20 protein-coding genes and 1 pseudogene are annotated in these 24063 nt (G+C 68.8%); 9 read left to right on the forward strand and 12 right to left on the reverse strand.

Annotated features, from left to right (window positions below):
• Window positions 1-147 precede the first annotated feature (147 nt).
• On the forward strand, window positions 148-591 hold the full coding sequence (locus ABZ909_RS14690) for a cold-shock protein (protein WP_356999264.1): 444 nt from the start codon (window positions 148-150) through the stop codon (window positions 589-591).
• Between the two features lie 74 nt (window positions 592-665).
• On the opposite strand, the gene ABZ909_RS14695 is transcribed toward ABZ909_RS14690, so the two are convergent.
• The 3 genes from ABZ909_RS14695 to ABZ909_RS14705 form a co-directional block, all read right to left on the reverse strand.
• Complete coding sequence (locus ABZ909_RS14695) at window positions 666-1259, reverse strand: DUF2771 family protein (RefSeq protein ID WP_356999010.1); 594 nt, start codon at window positions 1257-1259, stop codon at window positions 666-668.
• 16 nt (window positions 1260-1275) lie between these two features.
• On the reverse strand, window positions 1276-3330 hold the full coding sequence (locus ABZ909_RS14700) for an MFS transporter (protein WP_356999012.1): 2055 nt from the start codon (window positions 3328-3330) through the stop codon (window positions 1276-1278).
• A gap of 153 nt (window positions 3331-3483) precedes the next feature.
• A complete protein-coding gene (locus ABZ909_RS14705) occupies window positions 3484-4278 on the reverse strand; it encodes a glutaminyl-peptide cyclotransferase (RefSeq protein WP_356999014.1) in 795 nt (264 codons plus the stop codon).
• 47 nt (window positions 4279-4325) lie between these two features.
• Here ABZ909_RS14705 and ABZ909_RS14710 point away from each other — a divergent pair.
• A pseudogene (locus tag ABZ909_RS14710) lies at window positions 4326-5027 on the forward strand (DUF3027 domain-containing protein); the annotation flags it as partial.
• 763 nt (window positions 5028-5790) lie between these two features.
• Window positions 5791-8988 (forward strand): ATP-binding protein, encoded by a 3198-nt coding sequence (locus ABZ909_RS14715; RefSeq protein ID WP_356999017.1) that lies wholly within the window; start codon window positions 5791-5793, stop codon window positions 8986-8988.
• A gap of 128 nt (window positions 8989-9116) precedes the next feature.
• Here the strand turns inward: ABZ909_RS14715 and ABZ909_RS14720 are convergent, their stop codons facing one another.
• Window positions 9117-9731: a TetR family transcriptional regulator gene (locus tag ABZ909_RS14720; RefSeq protein WP_354830864.1), complete on the reverse strand. Its 615-nt coding sequence runs from the start codon at window positions 9729-9731 to the stop codon at window positions 9117-9119.
• A 132-nt stretch (window positions 9732-9863) separates the two neighbouring features.
• Window positions 9864-10106, reverse strand: a complete 243-nt coding sequence (locus ABZ909_RS14725; RefSeq protein WP_356999020.1) for a DUF2530 domain-containing protein — start codon at window positions 10104-10106, stop codon at window positions 9864-9866.
• 110 nt (window positions 10107-10216) lie between these two features.
• Between ABZ909_RS14725 and ABZ909_RS14730 the strand changes: the two genes are divergently transcribed.
• A complete protein-coding gene (locus tag ABZ909_RS14730; protein WP_356999022.1) occupies window positions 10217-10654 on the forward strand; it encodes a MarR family transcriptional regulator in 438 nt (145 codons plus the stop codon).
• A gap of 1 nt (window position 10655) precedes the next feature.
• Here ABZ909_RS14730 and ABZ909_RS14735 read toward each other — a convergent pair whose 3' ends face one another.
• The 5 genes from ABZ909_RS14735 to pdxH form a co-directional block, all read right to left on the reverse strand.
• Window positions 10656-11045: a YccF domain-containing protein gene (locus ABZ909_RS14735; protein ID WP_356999267.1), complete on the reverse strand. Its 390-nt coding sequence runs from the start codon at window positions 11043-11045 to the stop codon at window positions 10656-10658.
• A 330-nt stretch (window positions 11046-11375) separates the two neighbouring features.
• Window positions 11376-12581 (reverse strand): GNAT family N-acetyltransferase, encoded by a 1206-nt coding sequence (locus ABZ909_RS14740; RefSeq protein WP_356999025.1) that lies wholly within the window; start codon window positions 12579-12581, stop codon window positions 11376-11378.
• Window positions 12582-12815: 234 nt separating this feature from the next.
• Window positions 12816-14129, reverse strand: a complete 1314-nt coding sequence (locus ABZ909_RS14745; protein WP_356999027.1) for a citrate synthase — start codon at window positions 14127-14129, stop codon at window positions 12816-12818.
• 187 nt (window positions 14130-14316) lie between these two features.
• Window positions 14317-15582 (reverse strand): MFS transporter, encoded by a 1266-nt coding sequence (locus ABZ909_RS14750; protein WP_356999270.1) that lies wholly within the window; start codon window positions 15580-15582, stop codon window positions 14317-14319.
• A gap of 149 nt (window positions 15583-15731) precedes the next feature.
• Window positions 15732-16457 (reverse strand): pyridoxamine 5'-phosphate oxidase, encoded by a 726-nt coding sequence (gene pdxH, locus ABZ909_RS14755; RefSeq protein WP_356999029.1) that lies wholly within the window; start codon window positions 16455-16457, stop codon window positions 15732-15734.
• A 101-nt stretch (window positions 16458-16558) separates the two neighbouring features.
• On the opposite strand from pdxH, the gene ABZ909_RS14760 reads away from it, so the two are divergent.
• Window positions 16559-17701: a citrate synthase 2 gene (locus ABZ909_RS14760; RefSeq protein ID WP_356999031.1), complete on the forward strand. Its 1143-nt coding sequence runs from the start codon at window positions 16559-16561 to the stop codon at window positions 17699-17701.
• A 96-nt stretch (window positions 17702-17797) separates the two neighbouring features.
• Here ABZ909_RS14760 and ABZ909_RS14765 read toward each other — a convergent pair whose 3' ends face one another.
• On the reverse strand, window positions 17798-18604 hold the full coding sequence (locus tag ABZ909_RS14765) for an RDD family protein (protein WP_356999032.1): 807 nt from the start codon (window positions 18602-18604) through the stop codon (window positions 17798-17800).
• 295 nt (window positions 18605-18899) lie between these two features.
• Between ABZ909_RS14765 and ABZ909_RS14770 the strand changes: the two genes are divergently transcribed.
• On the forward strand, window positions 18900-19766 hold the full coding sequence (locus tag ABZ909_RS14770; protein WP_356999035.1) for a polysaccharide deacetylase family protein: 867 nt from the start codon (window positions 18900-18902) through the stop codon (window positions 19764-19766).
• A gap of 39 nt (window positions 19767-19805) precedes the next feature.
• Here ABZ909_RS14770 and ABZ909_RS14775 read toward each other — a convergent pair whose 3' ends face one another.
• Window positions 19806-20552: a hypothetical protein gene (locus tag ABZ909_RS14775; protein ID WP_356999037.1), complete on the reverse strand. Its 747-nt coding sequence runs from the start codon at window positions 20550-20552 to the stop codon at window positions 19806-19808.
• A gap of 130 nt (window positions 20553-20682) precedes the next feature.
• Between ABZ909_RS14775 and serC the strand changes: the two genes are divergently transcribed.
• The 3 genes from serC (at window position 20683) to ABZ909_RS14790 (ending at window position 24062) form a co-directional block, all read left to right on the forward strand.
• Window positions 20683-21807, forward strand: coding sequence for a phosphoserine transaminase (gene serC / locus ABZ909_RS14780; RefSeq protein ID WP_356999040.1), 1125 nt, complete (start codon window positions 20683-20685; stop codon window positions 21805-21807).
• Window positions 21808-22039: 232 nt separating this feature from the next.
• A complete protein-coding gene (gene sepH / locus ABZ909_RS14785) occupies window positions 22040-23065 on the forward strand; it encodes a septation protein SepH (RefSeq protein WP_356999042.1) in 1026 nt (341 codons plus the stop codon).
• Between the two features lie 256 nt (window positions 23066-23321).
• A complete protein-coding gene (locus ABZ909_RS14790) occupies window positions 23322-24062 on the forward strand; it encodes a hypothetical protein (protein ID WP_356999045.1) in 741 nt (246 codons plus the stop codon).
• Window position 24063: the final 1 nt, after the last annotated feature.

The following is a 24063-nucleotide window of genomic DNA, read 5'->3' on the forward strand; positions in this document are numbered from 1 at the left end:
GCACCGGGGTAGACTCTGTGTCAGTCGCGTCCTGCATAGCTGTGTGGGGCGCGTTCTTTTCGCAAACGGAAAGGTCGCCGGCGCATGCGTCCGGCGACCACGAATGTGCCCGGCTGCCCGGGCTTGAATGACGAACGGGTGAGCGCAGTGCCGACCGGCAAGGTGAAGTGGTACGACGTCGAAAAGGGCTTCGGCTTCCTTTCCCAGGATGAGGGCGAGGACGTCTATGTTCGATCGTCGGCGCTGCCCGATGGCGTGGAGGCCCTCAAACCGGGCCAGCGCGTCGAATTCGGAATGGCGGCGGGTCGCCGTGGCCCGCAGGCGCTTTCGCTGAAGCTGCTGGAGACCCCGTCCCTGCGCGAGGAGCGCGGCGGCCGTGGCGAGCGCGGCGACCGTCGCGGCGGCGGGCGCAATGACGCCCCCATCAACCGCAAGAGTACCGACGAGTTGCACGGCCTCATCGAGGACATGATCACGCTGCTGGAGACCAAGGTGCAGCCGGATCTCCGCCGCGGCAAGTACCCCGACCGCAAGACCGCCCAGCGCATCGCCGAAGTGGTGCGCGGCGTGGCGCGGGAGCTCGACCACTAGGTCGAGACGAGAAGCCAACGGGCCCCGGTGATTCCATCACCGGGGCCCGTTACGTTGTTGCGGCAGGACGGATCTCAGCTGAACAGCGCGGGATCGAACGCGGGGGTGTGCAGCGCCCAGATCCCGCGGGAGATGACACCCTCGTTGCCGTTCTCGTCCCGGGCGGGAATCGGCAGGTGCAGTTCCATGATGGCCAGGCGCACGTGCTCGGTCGGCGGGGTCTTGATGGTCAGGGTGAGCGGCTTGTCGTATTTGCGATCCTGATCCCGCTCCGGCTTGCCCGACAGCCGCCAGGGCTGCTTGTAGGTCAGGACCTCCGCGTCGGCCTTGTTGTTCGGCAGGCGGTAGCCGATCAGCATTTCCCACGGCGCGTCGGCGACCTCCTTGGGCAGCGAGATCTGCACCGTCGAGCCCGGGGGCACATCGAGATCGGAGATGGACTGGGTGGAATTGCACTTGCCCAACGCCAGCCGGTCCTTCGACACCTCGAGATTGCAGTACAGGAACGGATTCACCGACACCGACTTCCCGTGCGCGTACGCGGTGATCTGCGGATCCGGCTTGGTGGTGTGGCGGGCGATGACCACGATCGCGGCGAAATAGGCCACTGCCACCACGACTAGAACCGCCAGCAGAGCGATGATCGTGCGGGCTTTGGGTTGGTTCACCGGGGTTTCCTGTCCGTCACTGGGTGGGTTCCCCCGCGCCGTGCGCGGCGGGGATCTCCTGCTTGGCGTGCTGAGGTCGGTTACCGCCCAAACCAGGCAGCAGCGAATGACCACGGTAGCTGACCACGGTTTGGATCAAGCCCAGCGCCATCGCCGACGCGACCACGGTGAAACCGATCCACCAGGTCGGCGGCAGCATCACGCCCATCGCACCGCCGATCACCCAGGACAGCTGCAGCACGGTCTCCGAGCGGCCGAAACCGGAGGCGATCGATTCCGGCGGCAGATCGTCCTGGATGGCGGCATCGAGGGAGACCTTGGCCAGCGCGCTCGCGCACGCGGCGACCATGGTCGCGATCGCCGCGCCCATCAGGTTGTCCAGCAGGGCCGCCACGATCGCGACCGCCACGCAGGCGATGGTGCAGCTCAACACGATCAGTTGCGGGCGGCCGAGTTTCATGCGCGCGCCGCTCGCATTGCCGGTGAAGTTACCGATGGTCGCGGCCGCGCCGATCACGCCCAGCATGGCGATCTGCTGCACCGGACGATGCTCGGTGGCCTTGGCCACGAACGCGCCGTAGAAGGTGAGGAAGCCGGTGAGGACGCGCACGGTGCTATTGCCCCACAACCCGGTCACCACCGAACGGCCCAGTGGCTGACGGCGTTTGCTGGGCTGCACCTGGTCGGCCCGGTTGGGGTCGAGCACCTCGGTGCGGGCGTCGTTGCCGTGATACCCGAGGGTGGCCGGGACCTCGCCCTCGGTGACCTCGACCCAGGACGGGATGCGCAGGCTCAGATACGCGCCCGCGGCCGCGAGCGCGGCGGCGAAGAGCAGTGCACCGGTCGAGCCGGTCAGCTTGGCGATCAGCGCGGCCACGCCGCCCGCGCCCAGCGTGCCGCCGACCAGGCCGAAGACGGTGAGCCGGGAATTGGTGCGCACCAGGTCCATTCCCGGTGGCAGCACGCGCGGGGTCACCGCGGACTTCAGCACCGAGAACGACTTGCTGAGGATCATCATGCACAGGGCGAGCGGGTACAGCGCCCAGTTGTCGATATTGAAGATGAGCAGCCCGGCGATGAACACACGCAGCGCGAACGAGCCCGCCAGCGCGACCCGGCGACCGCGTTGCAGGCGGTCCAGCATGGGGCCGATGACCGGGGCGATCACCGCGAACGGCGCGATCGTGATCAAGAGGTACAGCGCCACTTTGGTTTTGGATTCCGCCGTGGCGCTCGCGAAGAACAGCGTGTTGGCCAGGGCCACCGCGATCGCGGCGTCGGTGGCGAAGTTGGCCATGGTGGCGTAGATGAGCGCGGTGAGACCCGACTCCTCCGCCCCGTCGGCCTTGGCGGCGCGCTGGAAGGTCGCGAAACCGCTCTGCGTCAGCTCGATGCTGCGGCGCGCCGCGACCCGGGTGACGGTCAGTTTGCGGGGCGGCTTGTGCAGCCCGCCGCTGTCCTGGGCATCCGGGGCGGCTTCGGGTGAAAACGATTGCGTGTGAGCCGTTTCCGGGTGCGGCGGTTCGGTGTGCGCGTGCCGCGTGTCGTCGGGGCGCGTCGGATGACCCTGATCGCGGTGTGCGGGCGGCGCGGATTCCGGCTCGTGTCGCCGGGATCGAGACGTGGACTCCGCGTCGTACCCTTCGGGGTCGTGCGAGCGCTCGTGGCGGTGCGAGCGCTTGGACTCCGGGGAGTATCCGGACTCCGGGTCGTAGCGCACCCGCCGCGTGGTGCCGAAGTCGTGCGGCTGCTGCCACGCTTGCGGCTCGCTCGCAGTTCCCTCGGGCGGCTGGGTCTCGTACGGCCGAGTCGGTGGGTTGTCCTTGGCCCTGTCGTGAGTTTCGGCCTTGTCGTGGCGGCGGCGCGCCCAGCGCGAGGTCCGGCCCTCGGGTTCGCCACCAGGGCTCGAGGGAGATTCGCCGCGTGACCTCGACGGCGGGTCGGTGGGACGCGCGGACGTACGCCGGGCCAGGAATTCCGGCACTTCGTTCTCGTCGCCCGGCGGGACGGGTCGACGGCCCGCGCGGTTGGCGGGCGGATAGCGGTCGTACCCCGGGTGCCGTTCGATCATGGGAGAGTCCTCGTCGCCCCAGCGACCTGGGTCGGCACCGGGGTCACGGGGAGGAGTCACGCACCCAATTCTTGCAGTGCCGTCGGCCGGTGGCTGCACTACGGCCGGTGTGGGCCGCCACAAGTTCGCGGCGACCGGTCGCGAGGGACCCGCTCAGGCGGGTACGAAACGCACTTCATAGGACGTCGGCCACTTCTTGCCGGTGAGAAGGAAGTGGTCGGTGCCGGGGAGGTGGGTGATGCCGTTGAGGACATCGGTGTCGGGGGTGCGGGCGCTGTCGGGGAGCAGGCCGGAGGCGTCGATCGTGGCGAGCACCTCGCCGGTGCCCGGATCGATGCGCAGGATGGTGTTGGTCGGCCAGGTGTTGGCGTAGACGGAACCGTCGGGGGCACAATCCAGTTCATTGAGCCTGGCGTCCTTGTGGCTGGTAAGCGCCATAGTCCCGGTGATCGCGAAGGTCTGCGGATCGCGGAAGGTGAGGGTCGAGCTGCCATTGCTCATGACCACGCGATTGTCCCGGGTGCACAGGCCCCAGCCCTCACCGTCGAAATGTGTGGTGCGCAGTTCCGCGAGGGTGCCCGGGTCGCGGGCGATGGCCACGCCGTCCTTGTAGGTGAGCTGCCACAGCACGTCGCCGGCCCGGGTGATGCCCTCGCCGAACAGGGGTGCGGGCAGGTCGGCGCGGGCGAGTTCGGCGCCGGTGTTCAGGTCCGTGGCCCGGATATAGGAATTGCCGGCGAGTCCGGTGCTCTCGTAGAGAACCGACCCGTCGACCTCCAAGCCCTCGGTGAACGCACCCGGGTCGTGCGGCCGGGTGGCGACCACCTCGACCCGCAGCTTCGGCGTGTTGTCAGTGCTGGTGCAGCCGGTCGCGGTCGCGGCCAGGGCCAGGGCCGCGGACAGCATGATCGTGGCGGCCGCTACCGGTGCACGGCGTTTACGCTCCATACGGCAAAATGTAGGGCGTGAGCGCGGTTGGAGTTTCGGAGTCCGGTATGCGGCCGATCCTGGCGGAGGCGGTCGAGCTGGCCCGCCGTGCGCTCCTGGACCTGGAACCGGTCGGGGTGGGCGCGCATCTGGGCGTGACCGGCGAGGACGAATCCTCGGCCACCCATCACTTCGAGGCGACGCTGCCCGGCTATCGCGGCTGGCAGTGGGCGGTCGTGGTGGCCGCGCCGCCGGAGGCGACCAGCGCCACGGTGAGCGAGTCGGCGCTGCTGCCCGGGCCGGACGCGCTGGTTGCGCCCGACTTCATTCCGTGGGATCAGCGCATCCGCCCCGGCGATCTCGCGCCGGGTGATCTGCTGGCCCCGCCGCTCGGCGACCCGCGCCTGGTGCCCGGCTATGTCGCCACCGGTGACCCGGCCGTCGACGAGGTCGCCCTCGAGATCGGGCTCGGCCGCACCCAGGTGCTCTCCCGCGAGGGTCGCGAGGAGGCCGCCGACCGCTGGTTCTCCGAATACGGCCCCGACACCGACATGGCCCGCGCCGCGCCGTCCACCTGTGGCCGCTGCGCCTTCTTCGTCCCGATTGCCGGCGCCCTGCATGCCGCCTTCGGCGTCTGCGCCAATGCCATGGGCGCCGACGGCCATGTGGTCCACGTCGCCTACGGCTGCGGCGCTCACTCCGACGTCGAACTCCCCACCGGCGGCGGCTCTCCCCTCTACGAGGCCTACGACGACGCCGCCGTGGACCTGTTCCCGACCGCCGACCTCCACACCGAAACCGCCGCGCTGGAAGCAGCATCCGCCGAGCCCGGCGAAACAGACGATTCCGGCGAGATAGCGGGTGCGGAAGCGCCTGCGAGCGACACTGATTCGACGCCCACCCTGGCCGATGCCGCCGTGACAGCTGATGCCGCCGACGCGACGGCCGACGCCGATGCGACCGCCGACGCTGCCACGACTATCGAGGCCGCGGCAACTGAACTTGCCGTCGTGGCCCAGGTGGAATCGGGCGAGACGGACGAATCTGGCGCGGTTCGGGCTGTGGAGACCGACGCGGTCGCCGCGGATACGAGTGTTGCGGCTGACGCTGATCCGGCGGCAGACCTGGCTGATGCCGCGGATGCGCGGGCAGGTGTAGTCGATGCGGACGTCGAGGTCGCCGCTGTTTCGGTGGTGCTCGAGAGCGGCGAGGCCGCACGAGCGTCCGAGAACGGCGAGGCTGCGGGAGCATCCGAGAAGACGGTGGCTGCGGACGATTCCGGCGCGGCCGGGTTGTTCGAGGCGGGTGATCCGGATGCGGTGTACGACGATGCGTGGGCCGTGAATGCGGTGCCGGTGGAGCCCGAGACCGGTTCGGCCGAGTCGCGCTGAGGCGATCGCCCGGCTAGGTTGTAGCGCCACCGGATTCCCGGCGGCGGGTGCGGTTTTCGATGGATCGTGCCGGAGTTCTGTGAGATACCCGGATGCTTGGCTCTGGCGTGCCATCAACGGTTGTGCGGAAGGGGTGTAGGGCGTGGTCGCGACCGATGCGGGGGATCCGTTCGGGACGGCGGAACTGCGGGCCGGGGTGGTGGCCGCCTGGCGCGGGTCGCCCACCCGGTTGCGGGAGGACGCCGCCACGGAGGCGGACCTGGTCCGGGCCGGATACCGGGACAGGTTGCTGACCGAGCTGGCGCAGAACGCCGCTGACGCGGCCGCCAAGGCGGGCGTCGACGGGCGGATCGCGGTGTGGCTGGACGGCCGTACCCTGCATGTGGCCAATACCGGTGCACCGCTGGATGTTTCGGGCGTGCACGCGCTCACCGCGCTGCGCGCCTCGGGGAAGACGGCCGCCGCGGCCGTCGGGCAGTTCGGCGTGGGATTCACCGCCGTGCTGACGGTGTCGGACGAGGTGGAGTTCCGCTCGACCGGTGGCTCGGTGCGGTTTTCGCGGGCGGAGACCTGGGCGCTGCTCGGCGTGGAGGGCATCGCGATTCCGGAGACGCCGGGCGATTTCGAGCCGCCCGCGCTGCGACTGGCCTGGGCCACCGCGGAGAAGCCCGCGAACGGCTTCGACAGCGAGATCGTGCTGCGGTTGCGCGAGAACGTGGACACCGTCGCCCTGCTCGCGGAGATGCGGTCGGAGGCGGCCGATCTGCTGCTGGAATTGCTCGCGCTGCACGCCATCCGGATCGGTGACGACGAGATCGCCAGTGCCGAGCGGGAACTCGGTGACGGCCTCACGGAACTGCGGGTCACCGGCCCGAATTCCGATGAGCGCGTGTGGTGGCAGTATCGCACCGAACGCGCCCGCTGGCTGCTGCCCGTGCGCGACGGCCGCCCGATCGCCACCCGGCCCGATGTGCTGCGCGCACCCACCCGCTCCGATGAGGAGCTGTCCATCCCGGCCCTGGTCATCGCCGATATCCCCATGCAGCCGGACCGCCGCCGCCTGCTCCCCGGTGCGCACCTGACCGCCCTCGCCGCCGGTTACGCCGCGTTCGCTCGCGCCCTGCCGCCACGCGACCGCCTGGTCCTGGTCCCGACTCCCGGCTTCGCCCGCAGCGAGGCCGACGGCCTGCTCCGCGAGGCCCTGATCGCCGAGCTCCGCGACAACGAGTGGCTTCCGGTCCTCACCGGCCGCCCGGAGCGCGCTGCCGAATACGCGCCGGCGCCAGAGGAATTCGACGCCGCGATCGGCGAGGCGGCAGCCGACGCGCCGGCCGGTCACGGTGTCGAGGCCGGTCGGGTGCAGGCATCGGGTGATCCCGATACCGCGGCCGCGCTCGAACTGGCCGCCGCGCCGGACGTCGACGCCGCTGCCGCGCCGACCGCCAAGGCGAGCGCGGCATGGGAGCAGGAAACCCTGCCGCTGTGGGATCTTCCGGCCCAGGACGAAGCGCCCGGCGACACGGTCGAACCCCACGACGCCATCGGACCGCACGATGTGGTCGCGACCTTCGACCCGACCGAGTTCGAAGAACCATCCCCAGCGGACCTGGGGATGGTTGTGGATGAGTCGGCGATCACCGAAACCCCCGGGGCGGGTGGAGATTCGCGGGCGAATGTCGCCTCGCCGCGCCGGGCCACCGTATTCACCGGTGCGACCGTGGAATTGGCCGACTTGCTGGCGGACATGGTCGGCCCGCTGGTGATTCCGGAGCTGTCGGGCCGCATGTACGCCGACGCCCTCGCCGTGCTGGATGTGCACCGGATCGGCCTGGCCCGGATCGCCGAGCTCTCGAGCAGCCTGGAACGTGAACCGCAGTGGTGGTATTCGCTCTACGACGCCCTGGAGCCGTTCGCGGTGGATCCGCTGGCGGTGGAGGAGCTGGGCGCGCTGGCGGTACCGCTGACCGACGGCCGCCTGGTGACCGGGCCGCGCACGGTAGTGCTGGATGACCGTCTGGAACAGGCGATTCCGGTGCACTGGGCACGCCTGGTGCATCCGGAGGCTGTGCACGAGCTGCTGGGCCGGCTGGGCGCGCGCCCGGCCGCGCCGGAGGATCTGCTCAATGACGCCGGGCTGCAGGCGGTGCTGGAGGACGATCCGGGCGATCCGGACACCGTCGACGCGGTGCTGAGGCTGGCGGCCACCACCCTGGCCGCACCGGGTGTGCTCCCGTCCTGGCTGGGTCTGGTCGAATTGCCCGATGTCGACGGCGAATCGACGCCGGCCGACGAACTGCTGCTGCCCGGAGCGCCGCTGGCCCGCGTGCTCGTCGAGGATTCGCCCTTCACCACCGTGGACGCCGGCGTGCTCGAGCGCTACGGCCCGGAGGCCCTGCGCGCCATCGGTGTCGGCTGGAGCTTCACCCTGGTCGCCGAGTCGGATCCGACCGGCCCGGACCACCACCTCGACGACGAGGAGACCTGGTGGGAGGGCCTGGCCGAGGATCCGGCCGAACTGGTGGCCGTCCGCGACCTGGACCTGGTGGACGACGCCGAATGGCCGGAGGCGCTGCGGCTGTTGCTGTCCGACGAGACGACTCGCCGGCTGCTCGCGGACCGCGACGGCTACACCGCGTGGTGGCTGCGCCATCACGCCCACATCGATGGTATTCCGCTGGGCCTGCTGCGCCACCCGGACGACACCCTGTTCGCGGGTCTGCTCCCGCAGCTGCCGGGCTTCGACGCGAACGATCTGGCGGTGCTGCGCGCCGTGCTCGCCGACCCGGAGGTGCTCACCCCCGCGCTGGCCGAGGAACTTCTCGACGCCCTCGCCGATCCGGCGAGAATGCCCACCCCGGAATCGATTTCACAGACGTACCGGCATCTGGCGGAGGCCCTCGACGCGGGCCGCTTGGACACCGAGGATCTGGTACTGCCGGGTCAGGTGCGCGCCCTGACCGGCGAGGTGATCCCGGCCGCGGACGCCCTGGTGCTGGATCGCCCGTGGCTGGGCCCGGCGCTGCCCGCCGATCGGCTGGTCGTGGGTGACCTGGCGTCGGCGCGCCCGCTGGCCACGCTGCTGGATCTGCCGCTGGCCTCCGAGGCGGTGACGGCGGAGGTGGTGAGCACCGGCCGGGAGACCAGCTGGACCGCCGAGCCGCTGGGCGTGCTGCTGCGCCTGCAGTTCGACTTGCCGTTGCCCACAGGCGATCTCGTGGTGCACGACGAACTCCGGGTCCGGCTGACGGGTGCGTTCGAGGCCACGGTGACGGTCGCGTGGTGGCGGGAGGGCGATATCACCCACGTGCAGGCGCAGCCGCAGAACTTCTCGCGCCGCTGAGGGTTCGCGGCGGCCCGAAAGGCCGTACGCGGGCCCGGCCTGGATGAGATACACAGGCGGGCAGGCGAATTCGGGTCCGGCGCGGGCGATGCTGCACAGTGCCCGCGCCGGAGCGGGGGAGGCCCGGGTCAGGCCGCGTGGGCTGCCACGGTGGTGGCGAGGACGTCCAACTGCTGACGGACAGCGGCGCTGTCGTTGTCGACCAGCCAGCGCAGCACGATGCCGTCGATGGCGGCCAGGATGAAACGGGACAGGGTGTCGACGGAGACGGTCCAGGAGGTGCCGGTGGCTTCGCGCGCGTGTTCGATGACGTCGGCGACCGTGGAGTCGTTGAAGGTGTACTGCTCCCGTGCGATGGCGAGTTTCGCGGGGGTCTGTTCGCCTTCGCGTAGGGCGTAGGTGGTGGTTTCGTAGGTGAGTAGTTGGCGTTCCGGAGTGGCTTCGATGTTGAGCCACATGAGTTCCAGACCGGCGCGCACCAATTGTTGTAGCGCTTCTTTTCCGGTTCCGACGTCCTGCCATACCGTTTCGTTGGCATCGACGGAATCGCGCAATTCCATCGAGAGCGCCTTGACCAGCTCGGTCATCAGCTGATCTTTGTTTTCGAAACAGTAATGCACCACACCGAGGGAAACACCGGCTGCCTGGGCAACATCGCGCGTGGTAACTCCTGCCACGCCCTTTTTTTCGGCAAGGCCGATGGCTGCCTCGATAAGGTGGGCCCGTCGTTCTTCGACGCTCAATCGGGAGGACACTCCAGGGAGTTAAGCCTCCGAGGCGCGTGCAGTCAATTCGCACGGTCCGCAAGTTCGTTTTGTCAGACCCTCCGGACGGCCGACCGGTCGCTTCGAGCGCTAATCCGGACCCGGGCCCCGCTAATCCAGACCGAGCTGTGCGCCTTTGTCCCCGCGCCGCGCGGCCCGGCGTTGAATCGTGAAGATCGTGTAGCCGAGCAGACCCACCGCCAGACCCATCAGACATACCGGCCGCGCAGTGGCCCACGCGTCGTTCCCCCACACCGCCACCGTCGCGATCAGGAAACCGATGGTGCCCACGGCCAGTACCGGGCGCGGATCGGTGAAGCGCGGGGGGATCTCCGGAACGGGCGGCGTGGTCACCCCACCAGACTAGAGGGGATGGCCCGGTTCGGGTGGCGCGCCGGGGCGGCCCGCCCGCACGCACCGGAACAGCCGACTCCCGCGCGGGCGGTCCCGTATCGTTTGCCTCTGTGACAACGCCTTCCGACATTCGAGCGCTCGCCGGTGAACTTTCGCTGGCGGTGGTGCGCTTGACTCGACATCTGCGAGGCCGGCGGGCCGATGCCCAGATTTCGCTGACCCAGCTGTCCGCGCTCGCCACGCTGAATCGGGAGGGCGCCATGACGCCGGGCATGCTGGCCGCCAAGGAGCGGGTGCAGCCGCCATCGATGACACGGGTCATTGCCTCGCTGTCGGAAATGGATCTGGTGGAACGCAACCCGCACCCCACCGACGGACGGCAGATCATCGTGTCGCTGTCCGACGCCGGGCGGGCCCTGATCGCCGACGAGAACCAGGCCCGCGAGGCGTGGATGACCGATCAGCTGTCCCGGCTGTCCCCCGCCCAGGTCGGCGTGCTCGCCGAGGCGGTCGGGATCATGAAGCAGATCGTCGACGAATCCGAGTGACTCAATAGCCGAAACGCCGGTCGCTGTCGACGATTTCGCGGCCCAGGGGAAACAGGGAGATCGGGATCAGCTTGAGATTGGCCCAGGCGAACGGAATCCCGATGATGGTGACGGCGAGGGCGATGCTGGTCATCAGATGACCCAGCGCCAGCCACCAGCCCGCCACGATGATCCAGATGATGTTGCCGAGCATCGAGCCCACGCCCGCGCTCGGCTTCTCCACCGCTTCCCGGCCGAAGGGCCAGAGCACGAAATTGGCGATGCGGAAGGACGCGACCCCCCACGGGATGGTCACGATCAGCACGCAGCAGATCAGTCCGGCGATGACATAGCCGATGGCCATCCAGAATCCGACCAGCACGAGCCACAGGACGTTGAGTATCAACTGGATGGGTTTCACGTACCCCAGCATGCCAGCGTCCGGTGCTCACCCACCACCGGGAAAACCCTGAACTCGCCAGGGATGGCCCTCGCCCGAATCGGGTGAAATGCCCTGAAATGCGGTTTGACGCTTTGACTCGTCGCTAATGTCGCGCAATCTCAGCTCATGCAGCTCTACTCATTCTTTCTGGCAAGGAAAGAATGAGGAGCGAATTTTGAGCAAAGTAATGCGACTATCGGTGGGCCCAGCTGCGTCAGCATGACTTATGACAGGCACATCCCGGTCGCCACCGCGCGCGCTGCTGTTCGACAGCGTCGGCAGCCGTTTTCGTCCATCCGCTCAGAAGAACCAGCCGAGTTCGGCGTCGCGTTCGGCGGTGAACGCCTCGTCGAACGCGCGCAGCACGGCCGTGTCCTTGGCCTGGATCCGGTTGGCGGCGGCGAAGACCCGGGCCCGGTACGCGCCGAAGTAGAGGCTGCCGAGTACATCTATGCCGAGTTCGAGATCCGGGGTGCGGCCGGTGGGCGCGCACTCGGCGATACCGTCGCGCACCCGCAGTGCGAAGCTGCCGCCCGCGTCGCGGAACGGATCGTCCACGGCCAGCACGATATCCAGATCCCGCTGGTAGGTGCGGGCGGTGAGGGCGGCGGGGACGTCCATGACCCGGGTCCACAGCGCGTCGCGGCGGCCGGTGACGCGCACCAGGCGCGGATTCGTGACCAGGTAGGGGAGTGGATCGTTATCGCTCAGCGCGGCCTCGACCGTGTCCACCAGATCCAGGCTCAGCAGCACCCGCCACAGCGCCGCATGGGCTTCAGCTGTGACCGCCCGCAATTCGCGGACGGAGGCGGTGTTCTTGTCCCGGTGCCAGGCGCGTCGCAGGATGGCGTAGCCGTCCGGATGGATCAGGAAGAACTGCGGTGAGCTCTCCTCGCTCTGCACGGCATCGGCGAAGAACCGCTGCTGCCAGCGGGCCGCGGGCCGCGCCTGCGCACCCGGGACCAGCCGCCGCCAGCGGTCGTAGATCTCGGGCAACCGGAGCTTCGCCTCTTCCGGATCGGCGACCTGCACGCCGCCGGGATCCGGTGTGGTGGAACGGAATTCGGCGGTGCGACCGCGCACGGAGATCTCGTTCTCGACAATGGACGGGCCGTAGCCGAAGCGGCCGTAGATGGTGCCCTCACTGGCGGTGAAGATGGTGAGCGGTATGCCCTCGGCCTCGGTGCGCCGATGCTGCTCGGTGTAGAGCGCCCGCAGAATGCCGCGCCGCCGATGAGTGGGCGCGACCACGACGCTGGTGACGCCGCAGGCCTGCACGGTGCGCGCGCCGGGCACGGTGAGGGTCATGGTGCGGTCGTTGGTGTGCCCGACTATGCGATCGCCGTCCACCGCCACCAGGGCCCGCTCGGTCGGAAAGACGCCGTCGCCGTATTCCAGATCGGCCGGGCCGACCCGCATCCCGAAGCAGATCTCCGAGAGCCGGATGATCTCCGCCCGCTCGTCCGCTCGCGCCGAACGCACGGTAATGCCAGTCGTCGATGCCATACCCCGAACATCCCACGTATTACCGGGCCCTGCACCCGATTTTCTCCGGTGTCACCTGCCGCGCCCCCGCGGCAGGTGACACCGAAGCTGAGATCGTTTCCGGCCCACGGGAACAAGATTGCCGTCGCACCCCGGCAGGATTCTCGACAAGTCCTTTTAAACGAAGAACCCCGCCGCAACGAAGTGTTGCGGCGGGGTTCTTCGGAAACCCTTCGGGCACCGGGCCCGTCGGGGTCAGCGACCGTTGATCTGCACGTAGTCGCGCTCGCCGTAGCCGGTGTAGATCTGGCGCGGACGGCCGATCTTCAGCGGCTCGCGGTGCATTTCGCGCCAGTGGGCGATCCAGCCCGGCAGGCGGCCCATGGCGAAGAGCACGGTGAACATGCGGGTCGGGAAGCCCATGGCCCGGTAGATGACGCCGGTGTAGAAGTCGACGTTCGGGTACAGGCGACGCTCGATGAAGTACTCATCGGTCAGGGCGGCCTCTTCGAGGGCCTTGGCGATGTCGAGCAGCTGGTCGTCGCCGCCGATCTTGGACAGGATGTTGTCCGCGACCTGCTTGACCAGGGTGGCGCGCGGGTCGTAGTTGCGGTAGACGCGGTGCCCGAAGCCCATGAGCTTCACGCCGTCTTCCTTGTTCTTGACCTTGCGGACGAACTCCTTGACGTCGCCGCCCTGGGCCTTGATGTCGTCCAGCATCTCCAGCACGGCCTGGTTGGCGCCGCCGTGCAGCGGGCCCCACAGCGCGTTGATGCCGCCGGAAACGGAGGTGAACAGGTTGGCGTCGGACGAACCCACCAGGCGCACAGTCGAAGTCGAGCAGTTCTGCTCGTGGTCGGCGTGCAGGATGAGCAGCATGTCCAGCGCCGCGGCGATCTCCGGGTCGACCTCGTAGGGCTCGGCCGGGAAGCCGAAGGTCATCCGCAGGAAGTTCTCCACCAGCGACAGCGAGTTGTCCGGGTACAGGAACGGCTGGCCGACCGACTTCTTGTACGCGTAGGCCGCGATGGTCGGCAGCTTGGCGAGTAGTCGGATGGTGGACAGCTCGACCTGCTCGGGGTCGCGCGGGTCCAGCGAGTCCTGGTAGTAGGCCGATAGCGCGTTGACCGCGGAGGACAGCACCGGCATCGGGTGCGCGTTGCGCGGGAAGCCGTCGAAGAACCGCTTCAGGTCCTCGTGCAGCAGGGTGTGCCGGCGGATCCGGTCGGTGAAGTCGTCGAGCTGGGCCTGGGTCGGCAGCTCGCCGTAGATCAGCAGGTAGCTGACCTCGATGAAGGTCGACTTACCGGCCAGCTGCTCGATCGGGTACCCGCGGTAGCGCAGGATGCCCGCCTCGCCGTCGATGTAGGTGATGGCCGACTTGGTCGAGGCAGTGTTCATGAAACCGGGGTCATAGGTGACGTACCCGGTGCTGGCGAGCAGCTTGCCCAGGTCGATTCCGTCATTGCCCTCGACAGCCTTGGCGACGGTCATCGGGTACTCGCCGCCCGGGTATTGCAGTACCGGCTTGGCGTCGTCGTCGACGTTGATGATGTTCTCAGCGGGCACGGAAGGATCCCTCTCAGGCTTGTAACCGTAGGCATCGGACACGGTCGGCGTGCGATGCGCTCGAGTCAACGCTAGCCGCTGTCCACTGCGCCCGACCAATGAGGGTGGCTCTTTGCTACCTCACAGTCACATCGTTCGCGGGTGAGGAGAGCGGCGGTCATGTGCTATGTGCATGAACCCCGCGACGTCACGCGAGCTGCACCTCCGAATGCGCACGTGCCACTCGGTATCGCACGAACGCCGGAAAAGCCAAGGCCGCGATCATCATGCCGATCACGACCAGGACACCACCGCCGGCCGCAGCCGTCGCGGTACCCACCGCCGCGGCCGCGAAACCGTGCGCAACATCACCGATGCGCGGTCCACCCGCCACGACGACGATGAAGACCCCTTGCAGCCGTCCACGCATCTCGTCGGTCGCCACCGACTGCAGCATGGTGGTGCGCAGGGCCGCGGAGAACATGTCCACCGCGCCGCCGAAGGCCAGGCAGGCCAGCGCGATCCAGAGCGCGAGCGTCATGCTCAAGCCGTACCCGGCCAGGCCCACGGCCAGGCCGAACCCGACCATGCCCAGCCCCCACAGCACGATGCAGACCACCACGGCCAGACCCTGGCGCCGCACCCGCGACAGCCAGCCGGAGAACACCCCGCCCAGCACCGCGCCCACCGACATGGCCGCGAACAGCAGGCCCAGTGCCGTTCCGCCGGAAGCGGTGTCGCCGAAGCTGTCCTGGGCGATCTGCGGGAACAGGGCGCGCGGCATGCCGAACACCATGGCCACCACGTCGACCGCGAACGAGGCCAGCAGGATGCGCTGGGTGGCCAGGTAGGCGAAGCCGTCGAACACCTCGCGCAGGCCCGCGCGCCGGGTCTCGCCGTGCGGCGGGATGGGCGGCAGCTTCCAGGTGGCCCACAGCGTGGCCAGCAGCGCGATGGAGTCGATCAGGTACAGCGTGGCCAGGCCCGCGAACGGAATCAGCATGCCCGCCAGCACGGGACCGGCGATGGCGCCGAACTGCATGACCGTCATGCTCAGCGAATTGGCCGCGGGCAGTTGCTCGGGCGGCAGCAGCCGGGGATAGATGGCGCTGCGCGCGGGCTGGTTCATGGCGAAGAACGCCTGCTGCACCGAGAACAGGATCAGCACCAGCCAGGCGTTGTTCAGCCCGGCGGCGGCCTGCGCCCAGAAGACCAGCGAGGTCAGGCCGGTGCCCGCGCCGGTGATGAGCAGCATCTTGCGGCGGTCCATGGCGTCGGCGAGCGCGCCGCCCCACAGGCCGAAGACGATGAGCGGGATGAGGCCGAACAGTCCGGCCAGGCCGACATACGAAGAGCTGTGGGTGATGTCGTAGAGCTGTTTGGGGACGGCTACGACGGAGAGCTGTGCGCCGATCACGGTGACGATGCCGGTGGTCCAGAGCCTCCGGTAGTCGGGATTCCGTAATGGAGTCATGTCGGCGAGCAGCTTCACCGACCCAACCTAGCGACGCTGAAGAGCGCTTGGGAAGGCATTTTGGGCCGATCATCCCACCATTTGAACGTGAGATATCCAACTCTTTCGGGTAGCTGCCAGGGGAGGCCCCCGGCAGCCACGAGAGCCGGTCAGGGTTGCAGGCGTTCGACTTTCATGACCGACACGTTGGTATTGCCCGGTTCGACGGTGACCCGGATGCGGTTGTGCATGCGGCTGCGGCGGCCCTGCCAGAACTCCACGGTCTCCGGCTGAATCTGGAAGCCGCCCCAGAACGGCGGCACCGGGATGTCGCCGACCTCGGCGAACCGGGCGGCCGTCACATCCATCTGCCGGTCCAGCTCGGCACGGGAGGCGATGGGCCGCGACTGCTCCGAGGCCCACGCGCCGAGCCGGGAACCGCGCGGACGGGACTGCCAGTACACCTCGGTGGCCTCGGCCGGGACCCGCCGCACCGGCCCGCGCACCGTGACCTGCCGGCCCATGGTGGGCCACACGAAAGTGGCCGAGGCATACGGGGTTCGGGTCAGCTGGCGGCCCTTGAACGATTCGTAATTCGTGTAAAAAGTCACACCTTCGGGAGAAAGCCCTTTGCACAGGACAGTTCGCGACGCGGGCCGCGGACCGGTTTCGGTGATCTCGACGGTGCTCAGCACCATCGAGTTCGGATCGGTCATCCCCGCGCTGGTCGCGTCCTCGATCCAGTTGCGCAGCAACGGCTCCCAGCCGTCGGACAGCCAGGTCTCGTCGAGGTCGGTTTCGGGGCCCGGATGGTTGTCGCCCTGATCGACTCCGTACTCGACCCGCAGGGCCGCGATATCGACGTCGGGGGTGGCGAATTTCTCCTGGTCAACCATGGGGCAGACGTTACTCCGGAGTAATGCGGGGGTTAAGCTCCAGTTGATCGGCGTGGCTGCCCAGAGATCGGGCGGCCCGACTTTGCAAGGAGAGTCACAACATGACTGCCAGCGCTGCGGTACCAAGCTCGGTCGTCCCCGACGGCTTCGTGAGCGGTCTCGAAGGAGTGGTGGCCTTCACCACCGATATCGCCGAACCCGACAAGGACGGCGGTGCGCTCCGGTACCGCGGCGTCGACATCGAGGACCTCGTCGGCAACTCGGTCACCTTCGGCGACGTGTGGGCCCTGCTGGTCGATGGCGAATTCGGCCGCGGCCTACCGCCCGCCGAGCCGTTCCCGCTCCCCATCCACACCGGCGACGTGCGCGTCGACGTGCAGGCCGGCCTGGCCATGCTGGCCCCGATCTGGGGCTACGAGCCGCTGCTCGACATCGACGACGACACCGCCCGCGAGAACCTCGCCCGGGCCTCGGTCATGGCGCTGTCCTACGTCGCCCAGTCGGCGCGCGGCATCTACCAGCCGGCCGTGCCGCAGGCGAAGATCGACGAATCGGCCACCATTACCGAGCGGTTCATGACCCGCTGGAAGGGTGACCCGGACCCGCGCCACATCGAGGCCATCGACGCCTACTGGGTGTCGGCCGCCGAGCACGGCATGAACGCCTCCACCTTCACCGCCCGCGTCATCGCCTCCACCGGCGCCGACGTGGCGGCCTCGCTGTCCGGTGCCATCGGCGCCATGTCCGGCCCGCTGCACGGCGGCGCCCCGGCCCGCGTGCTGCCCATGATCGAAGCCGTCGAGAAGAGCGGCGACGCCCGGGCTCTGGTCAAGGGCATCCTGGACCGCAAGGAGAAGCTGATGGGCTTCGGCCACCGCGTCTACCGGGCCGAGGACCCGCGCGCCCGCGTGCTGCGTGCCACCGCCGAGCGCCTCGATGCCCCGCGCTACGAGGTCGCCGCCGCCCTGGAGCAGGCCGCCCTGGCCGAGCTGCGCGAGCGCCGCCCCGACCGCGCCATCGAGACCAATGTCGAGTTCTGGGCCGCCGTGATCCTGGACTTCGCCGAGGTTCCGGCGCACATGATGCCCGCCATGTTCACCTGTGGCCGCACCGCCGGCTGGTGTGCCCACATCCTGGAGCAGAAGAAGCTGGGCAAGCTGGTCCGCCCGGCTGCCATCTACACCGGCCCGGCGCCGCGCAAGCCGGACGCCGTCCCGGGCTGGGATCTGGTGTCGCACAAGTAATCCGATCCGAACACGACGGTGGCCCGCAGCGAGAATCGCTGCGGGCCACCGTTTTTCATATCCTTCCCCGGGTCACCCCCCAGCCCCGGGAATCTCTCAGCCCTTCACGACGATGGTGCTGACGATCTTGTCGGCGAAGGTCTGCTTCTTGTCGTCCCAGGCGGGCCACAGGAAACCGAGGTAGCACGGGAGGGCGTCGATGAAATGCAGCAGGCGGCGCCCGAGGGCGAGACCGAAACCGACCGGCTGGCCCGTGGATTCGCGGATCAACCGGATGCCGACCACGCGCTTGCCCGGGGTCTGACCGGTGGTGCCCTCCTGGTGGCTGATGAACAGCAGGCCCGCGACGCCGACGACGAAGCCGAGCAGCAGGCAGATGATGCCCACCGCGTTCATCCCACCGCCCGTGCAGGACGTGTGGTACGTGCCGGGCGTGACGCTGCACTGCACCTTCGACGTGCCGGCGGTGACCGCGATGGTGCGCAGGATCGCCCCGGGCAGAATCCAGATCGCCCCGTCGATCAGGTACGCGCCCACGCGAGCGCCCCAGCTCGCATACTGTGCCCCGTACCCTCCGAACGGCGCATAGCCGGGCTGCGGCGCGCCGAACGCGGGTTGCGCTGCGCCGTAGGCGGGTTGGGGCGCGCCGTACGCGGGCTGCTGCGGAGCGCCATAGGGGGACTGGGCGTCATAGCCGGGCTGCGGCGCGCCGTACGCGGGCTGCTGCGGTGCGCCGTAGCCGGGTTGGGGTGCGCCGTACGCGGGCTGCTGCGGTGCGCCGTAGCCGGGCTGGGGAGCGCCGTAGCCGGGCTGGGGGGCGCCGTAGCCGGGGGCGGGCTGATCGGCGGGCGGGTAGCCGTATCCGGGCTGCTGCTGCGGGTACGGGTTGTTCGGGTATGTCAATGCGCTTCCTTGCAAAGGGATTGTTTCGGTCGGGCAGGCTACAGTCTGGAGCAATCCGGCCTTCGGGATGAACTGGAAATCCGACACGCTGTGAGCGCTGCACAATTGCTGATCCGCTCACCGGCGGCCCGGCCCCGAGGTGCCCGGCTGTGGGCGGCTGCGGCGAATTCTCTGGTGAAACAATGGATTGCAGCTGCACCAACGGCGGTGGCGAATTGGTTGCCGGACCGCAACGATTCGAACAATCATGATCGTGGTCCTGGCTACTGCGACCGGATTCACATAACCTGCACCGGTGCTCGACGCAGGACTGTCCAGGCGCGGCTTGTTTGCCGCGGGCGCGGCGCTCGCCGCGGGCCTCGTCACCGCCGGATGCGGTGTGGCGAACGGCAATTCGTCCGACCGCATCCTCGATCCGCGCGCCGGGGCCGATCCGGCCACCGCGCCATCGCGGTTACCCGCCACCACGGTGTCGCCAGACGCCGTGGCCGCGAAGTACGCCGGTCGGCAGCCGCAGGACTGGGGCATGGACCTCGACGGCATCGTGACGGGGTTCAATGCCACGGGCAAGCAGTTCGCGATCACCTTCGATGCCTGCGGCGGCCCCGGCAACAACGACATCGACGAGAACCTGCTGGCCTTCCTGCAGGCCCAGCAGATTCCGGCCACCCTGTTCCTGAACAAGCGCTGGATCGACGCGAATCCCGGTCGCGCGGGGCAGCTGGCCGCCAACCCGCTCTTCGAGATCGGCAATCACGGCACCGCGCACTGCCCGCTGTCGGTGACCGGCCGCGCCGCCTACGAGATCAAGGGCACCGCCTCCGCGCAGGCGGCCGTGGACGAGGTGTGGGGCAACCACCAGCGCATCACCGCCCTGACCGGCCACGCGCCCCGCTTCTTCCGCACGGGCACCGCGCATTACGACGACGTGGCCGTGGCGATCGTGAAGGAACTGGGCGAGACCCCGGTCGGCTTCTCGGTCAACGCCGACTTCGGCGCGACCGCGACCGCCGCCCAGGTCCAGAACAATATGACGGCCGCCAAGGCCGGCGGCATCTCCCTGGCGCACATGCACCGCCCGAAGTCGGGCACCGGCGCGGGCATGCTCGCCGCCCTGCCCACCCTGAAGTCCAACGGCTTCCAATTCGTGCACCTGCCATAGCAATTCGTGCACGTGCCATAACCGTTTCGGGCCCTTCGGTCAGTCGGGTTGCGAGGCCGCCCAATCCACCGCGACGGATTCGCCGCGGTCGACGGTGAAGAAGGCGACCTCCAGCTGCCGGCCCAGATCCACCAATTCCAGGCCGGACAGGGGCACCGGCTGCACCACCCGCACCCGCCACGGCCCCGGCTCGTCCCAGGCGTGCAGTTCCAGATCCAGCCGCAGCACCGGATCGTCTCTGCCGGTGTAGTCGGCTGCGACCGGTGTCGCGGCCAGCACGGTGGCGTGAGCGCGGCGGCCGTCGGTCAGGATCTTGGCGATACCGGTGCGCGAGGTCTCCTCGGGCGCGGGCAGATACAGCACCACCCGGTCGTCATCGCCCGGATCGACCCGGCAGCAGACCACATCGCCGGGCTGCATCCACTCCCGATCGGCGGCGTTCACCCGCTGCCGGACTCGCGTCTCGTAGGCATGCCGACCCTCGAGCTCGATCCGCACCCAGAACTCCTGCCCCGGCTCGGCCTCGGCGGTGCCGTGGACGCTGAGCACGGTCGCGGCGCCCTCGACGCCGTGCAGCAGCAGTTCGCGCCGGGCGGCGCCGTCGAGTGCGGGCCCGCGGCGGGCGAGGCCGCAGGAACCGAATTGGGAGGACAACCGTGCGAGCAGTCCGAGTCGGGGGCCGGGCGCGACCTGCGTACCGCGGCGCGGCCGACCGGGCGCGCCGGGTCCGGAAGCGGGCGGCTGGTCGGAAGCGCCGCGCGGTCGCTCGTGTGCGGCCATGTCCATGGCGGTCACCGTAACGGCTGTGTGGTCCCCGGCACAGCGATACGCTCGGTTTGCCGAACCCGCTCATGGGAATGTTTTCCGACCGGACCCGGGCGTGAGCGCGGGTGATAGCACCTCTACCCTTGTCGCCATGACCTCTGCGTTCCCGACCATCCCCGACGATCTCAAGCCCGCCGACGGACGGTTCGGTTGCGGCCCCTCCAAGGTCCGCCCCGAGCAGCTGCAGTCCCTGGTGGATACCGGTGCCTCGGTGTTCGGTACCTCGCATCGGCAGAAGCCGGTCAAGGACGTGGTGGCGCGGGTGCGCTCCGGTCTGCGCGACCTGTTCTCGCTGCCCGACGGTTACGAGGTCGTGCTGGGCAACGGTGGCACCACCGCGTTCTGGGACGCCGCCGCCTTCGGCCTGATCCGCGAGAAGTCGCTGCACCTGAGCAATGGCGAGTTCTCCTCGAAGTTCGCCTCGGTCGCCAAGGGCAACCCGTTCATCGGTGACCCGATCGTGGTGAAGTCGGAGCCGGGCGACGCCCCCGAGCCGACCTCCGACCCGTCGGCCGACCTGATCGGCTGGGCCCACAACGAGACCTCCACCGGTGTCGCCATCCCGGTCTCGCGCCCGGCCGGTTCCGAGCACGCGCTGGTCGCCATTGACGCCACCTCCGGCGCGGGCGGTCTGCCGGTGAACGTCGCCGACACCGACGTCTACTACTTCGCCCCGCAGAAGTGCTTCGCCTCCGACGGCGGCCTGTGGATCGCGCTCATGAGCCCCAAGGCGCTCGAGCGGGTGGAGGAAATCAAGAACTCGGGTCGCTGGACCCCCGAATTCCTCTCGCTGCCGATCGCGATCGACAACTCCACCAAGGACCAGACCTACAACACCCCGGCGCTTGCCACCCTGTTGCTGTTCGCCAACCAGATCGAGTGGCTGAATGGCAACGGCGGCCTGGACTGGGCCGTGAAGCGCACCGCCGACTCGTCCTCGCGCCTGTACTCGTGGGCCGAGACCAGCGCGTACGCAACCCCGTTCGTGCAGAACCCGGCGCTGCGCTCGCAGGTTGTCGGCACCATCGACTTCGCCGACAGCGTGGACGCCGCGCAGGTGGCGAAGGTGCTGCGCGCCAATGGAATCGTGGACACCGAGCCGTACCGGAAGCTGGGCCGCAACCAGCTGCGCATCGGCATGTTCCCGGCCATCGACCCCGAAGATGTGTCGCAGCTGACCCGCTGTGTCGACTGGGTCGTCGAAAAGCTTGCCTGAGCAGTAAAAACGACATCGGTTCACGGTTCTCTCACGATCTTCGGGAGATCGTGAAACCGGTTTCGCCGCTGGGGCGAATCGCTCACACTAATGCGGCGCGGAAGTCTGGGAACAGATTTCCGCGCCGCGTGTCTTGCCCCATGATTCTCAGAAGTGCACTACTGTTCCAGAACGTGGGCGGTGTCGCGAGCCTAGCTATAGCTGTGAGTTGCGCAGCGAACAGGAGGTAACGGTGCGTGAACTTCGAGTAATCGGATTGACGCCCGATTCCACGCACATCGTGTGCATCGATACCGAGAGCGGCCAGAAGTACCGGCTCGCCGCCGACGATAAACTGCGCGCCGCTGCCCGCGGAGATCTTGCCCGATTCGGCCAAATCGAGATCGAAACGGAAGCCACGATGCGTCCTCGCGATATCCAGGCCCGTATCCGTGCCGGTGCGTCGGTGGAGCAGGTCACCGAAGAGTCGGGTATGCCGCTGTCGCGGGTGGAGCGTTTCGCGTATCCCGTTCTGCTGGAACGCGCCCGGGCCGCCGAGCTGGCGCAGAAGGCGCACCCGGTCCGCAATGACGGTCCCGCGGTGGAGACCCTGATCGAGATCGTGTCGGCCGCCTTCGCCGAGCGCGGCCACAATATCGAGGTCGCCGAATGGGACGCCTGGAAGGACGAGAAGGGCTACTGGGTGGCCCAATTGCAGTGGCAGGCGGGCCGTTCCGTGATCGCCGCGCACTGGCGCTACCAGCCGGACGCGCACGGCGGCTCGGTGGTGCCGCTCGATGATCCGGCCTCGGACCTGATCGATCCCGATTTCGGCCGGGCGCTGCGCGGCCTGGCGACCATCCTGCCGGACCAGACCGACCCGGTGGTGGACGAGGTGCCGGTCCCCGTGCCCGCGCCCGCCCCGCGCGAGGAGCGGACCCCCGACTACGAGTCCGCGCCGGCGCGAGTCGCCAAGCAGCAGAACGTGGACGACTACTTCGAGCAGCGTGCCGCGGTCGGCGACGGCACCGTGCCGGTGACCACCGCCGCTGCCCCGGCGCCCGCGCCCGCTCCGGCGGCGAAGGAGCAGCCCGCTCCGGCGCTCCCGGCTGCGCCCGCTCCGGCCGCTGCCGCCGAGCCCGCGGAACCGGCTCCCGCCCCGGCGCAGCCGGCGGCGAAGGCCAACGCGCAGAAGCCGAATCGTGCGAAACGAGGCGGCAAGGCTCCCATGCCGTCCTGGGAGGATGTGCTCCTAGGCGTGCGGTCCTCGGGTCACTGAGTCCGTTTCAGGGGCCAACCGGGTCGGCCGCTCGAATCTTTCGGATGCTAGTGGATTGCTGAATCCGCAGACCATCCGCTCTGCGCCGCGCTGTGAAACAGCGTTGGCAACGGCGATATTTCGGCCCTCGCGGGAGTAGATTCATTGGGTCGGCGGTCAGTGCCGGACCGATCCACGTCGATGCCGACTGTCGGCCGCCGCATGTTTGCTACAAAGCAGCCAACCTGTGTGTAGTGACTGAGGGGAGGTGACGTCGGTGCCATCAACGGTCTCATCCCTGTGGTACGTCGACGCACCCGATCCGGTGGCCGTGCTGCGTGCGCACCCGGGATCCGACCCGGATGCCGCCTTCGCACTCGCCAAACAGCTCAACCCGGACCGCGACGTGGTGCCCGCCGCCTCGGGCACCATGAAGGTGTGGGCGGGCCCGGATCCCGGATCCATCTATATCGGTTGCTATCCCGGCGTCACGGTTGTCTGCTCCACTCGGGCCGCGCTGCCGCGCCCCACCAGACTGCCGGAGCTGCTGGTGCGTCCGCTCGCCTCCGAGCGGACCTACCTGATCTCCTACAACCTGTCCCTGGGCTGGGGCGCGTTCGCGTATTGGGAGCGCGGCGAATTCCGCCGTTCCTTCAGCGCGACCCGGGTCAATATCCTCGAGGACGAGGGCATGCCGCGGGTGTGGGAGCGGCCGCACTGGGCGGGCGAACATCCCATCCAGCTCGCGCCCGGCGAGCTGCCCGACCCGCAGCTGCTGCCCTTCGACCCGCCGAACTTCGCCGACGCCGCCAATCAGGAGTGGCTCGGGTTCCGTTATCGCGGGCAGGATTCCGAGCAGGGGCTGACCGCCGACCGGATCGAGGTGTGCGGCTTCTCGCTTTTCGCCAGGGGCGAGGCGCCGACGGTGGCGGAGGTCGTGCCGGAGGCGCCCGTCGAACACAACGACAGCAAACGCGGACTGCTGCGCTGGCTGCGCGGCCGCGACCGGGTCTCCTGAC

Source organism: Nocardia sp. NPDC046763 (genome assembly GCF_040645495.1).
Lineage (GTDB): Bacteria > Actinomycetota > Actinomycetes > Mycobacteriales > Mycobacteriaceae > Nocardia.

Bases quoted from the DNA above. Each gene is read 5' to 3' on its own strand.
- ABZ909_RS14700 (WP_356999012.1), bottom strand. From the start codon at position 3,330: ATGATCGAACGGCACCCGGGGTACGACCGCTATCCGCCCGCCAACCGC.
- ABZ909_RS14705 (WP_356999014.1), bottom strand. From the start codon at position 4,278: ATGGAGCGTAAACGCCGTGCACCGGTAGCGGCCGCCACGATCATGCTG.
- ABZ909_RS14740 (WP_356999025.1), bottom strand. From the start codon at position 12,581: ATGGCATCGACGACTGGCATTACCGTGCGTTCGGCGCGAGCGGACGAG.
- ABZ909_RS14750 (WP_356999270.1), bottom strand. From the start codon at position 15,582: ATGACTCCATTACGGAATCCCGACTACCGGAGGCTCTGGACCACCGGC.
- pdxH (WP_356999029.1), bottom strand. From the start codon at position 16,457: ATGGTTGACCAGGAGAAATTCGCCACCCCCGACGTCGATATCGCGGCC.
- ABZ909_RS14760 (WP_356999031.1), top strand. From the start codon at position 16,559: ATGACTGCCAGCGCTGCGGTACCAAGCTCGGTCGTCCCCGACGGCTTC.
- ABZ909_RS14775 (WP_356999037.1), bottom strand. From the start codon at position 20,552: ATGGACATGGCCGCACACGAGCGACCGCGCGGCGCTTCCGACCAGCCG.
- serC (WP_356999040.1), top strand. From the start codon at position 20,683: ATGACCTCTGCGTTCCCGACCATCCCCGACGATCTCAAGCCCGCCGAC.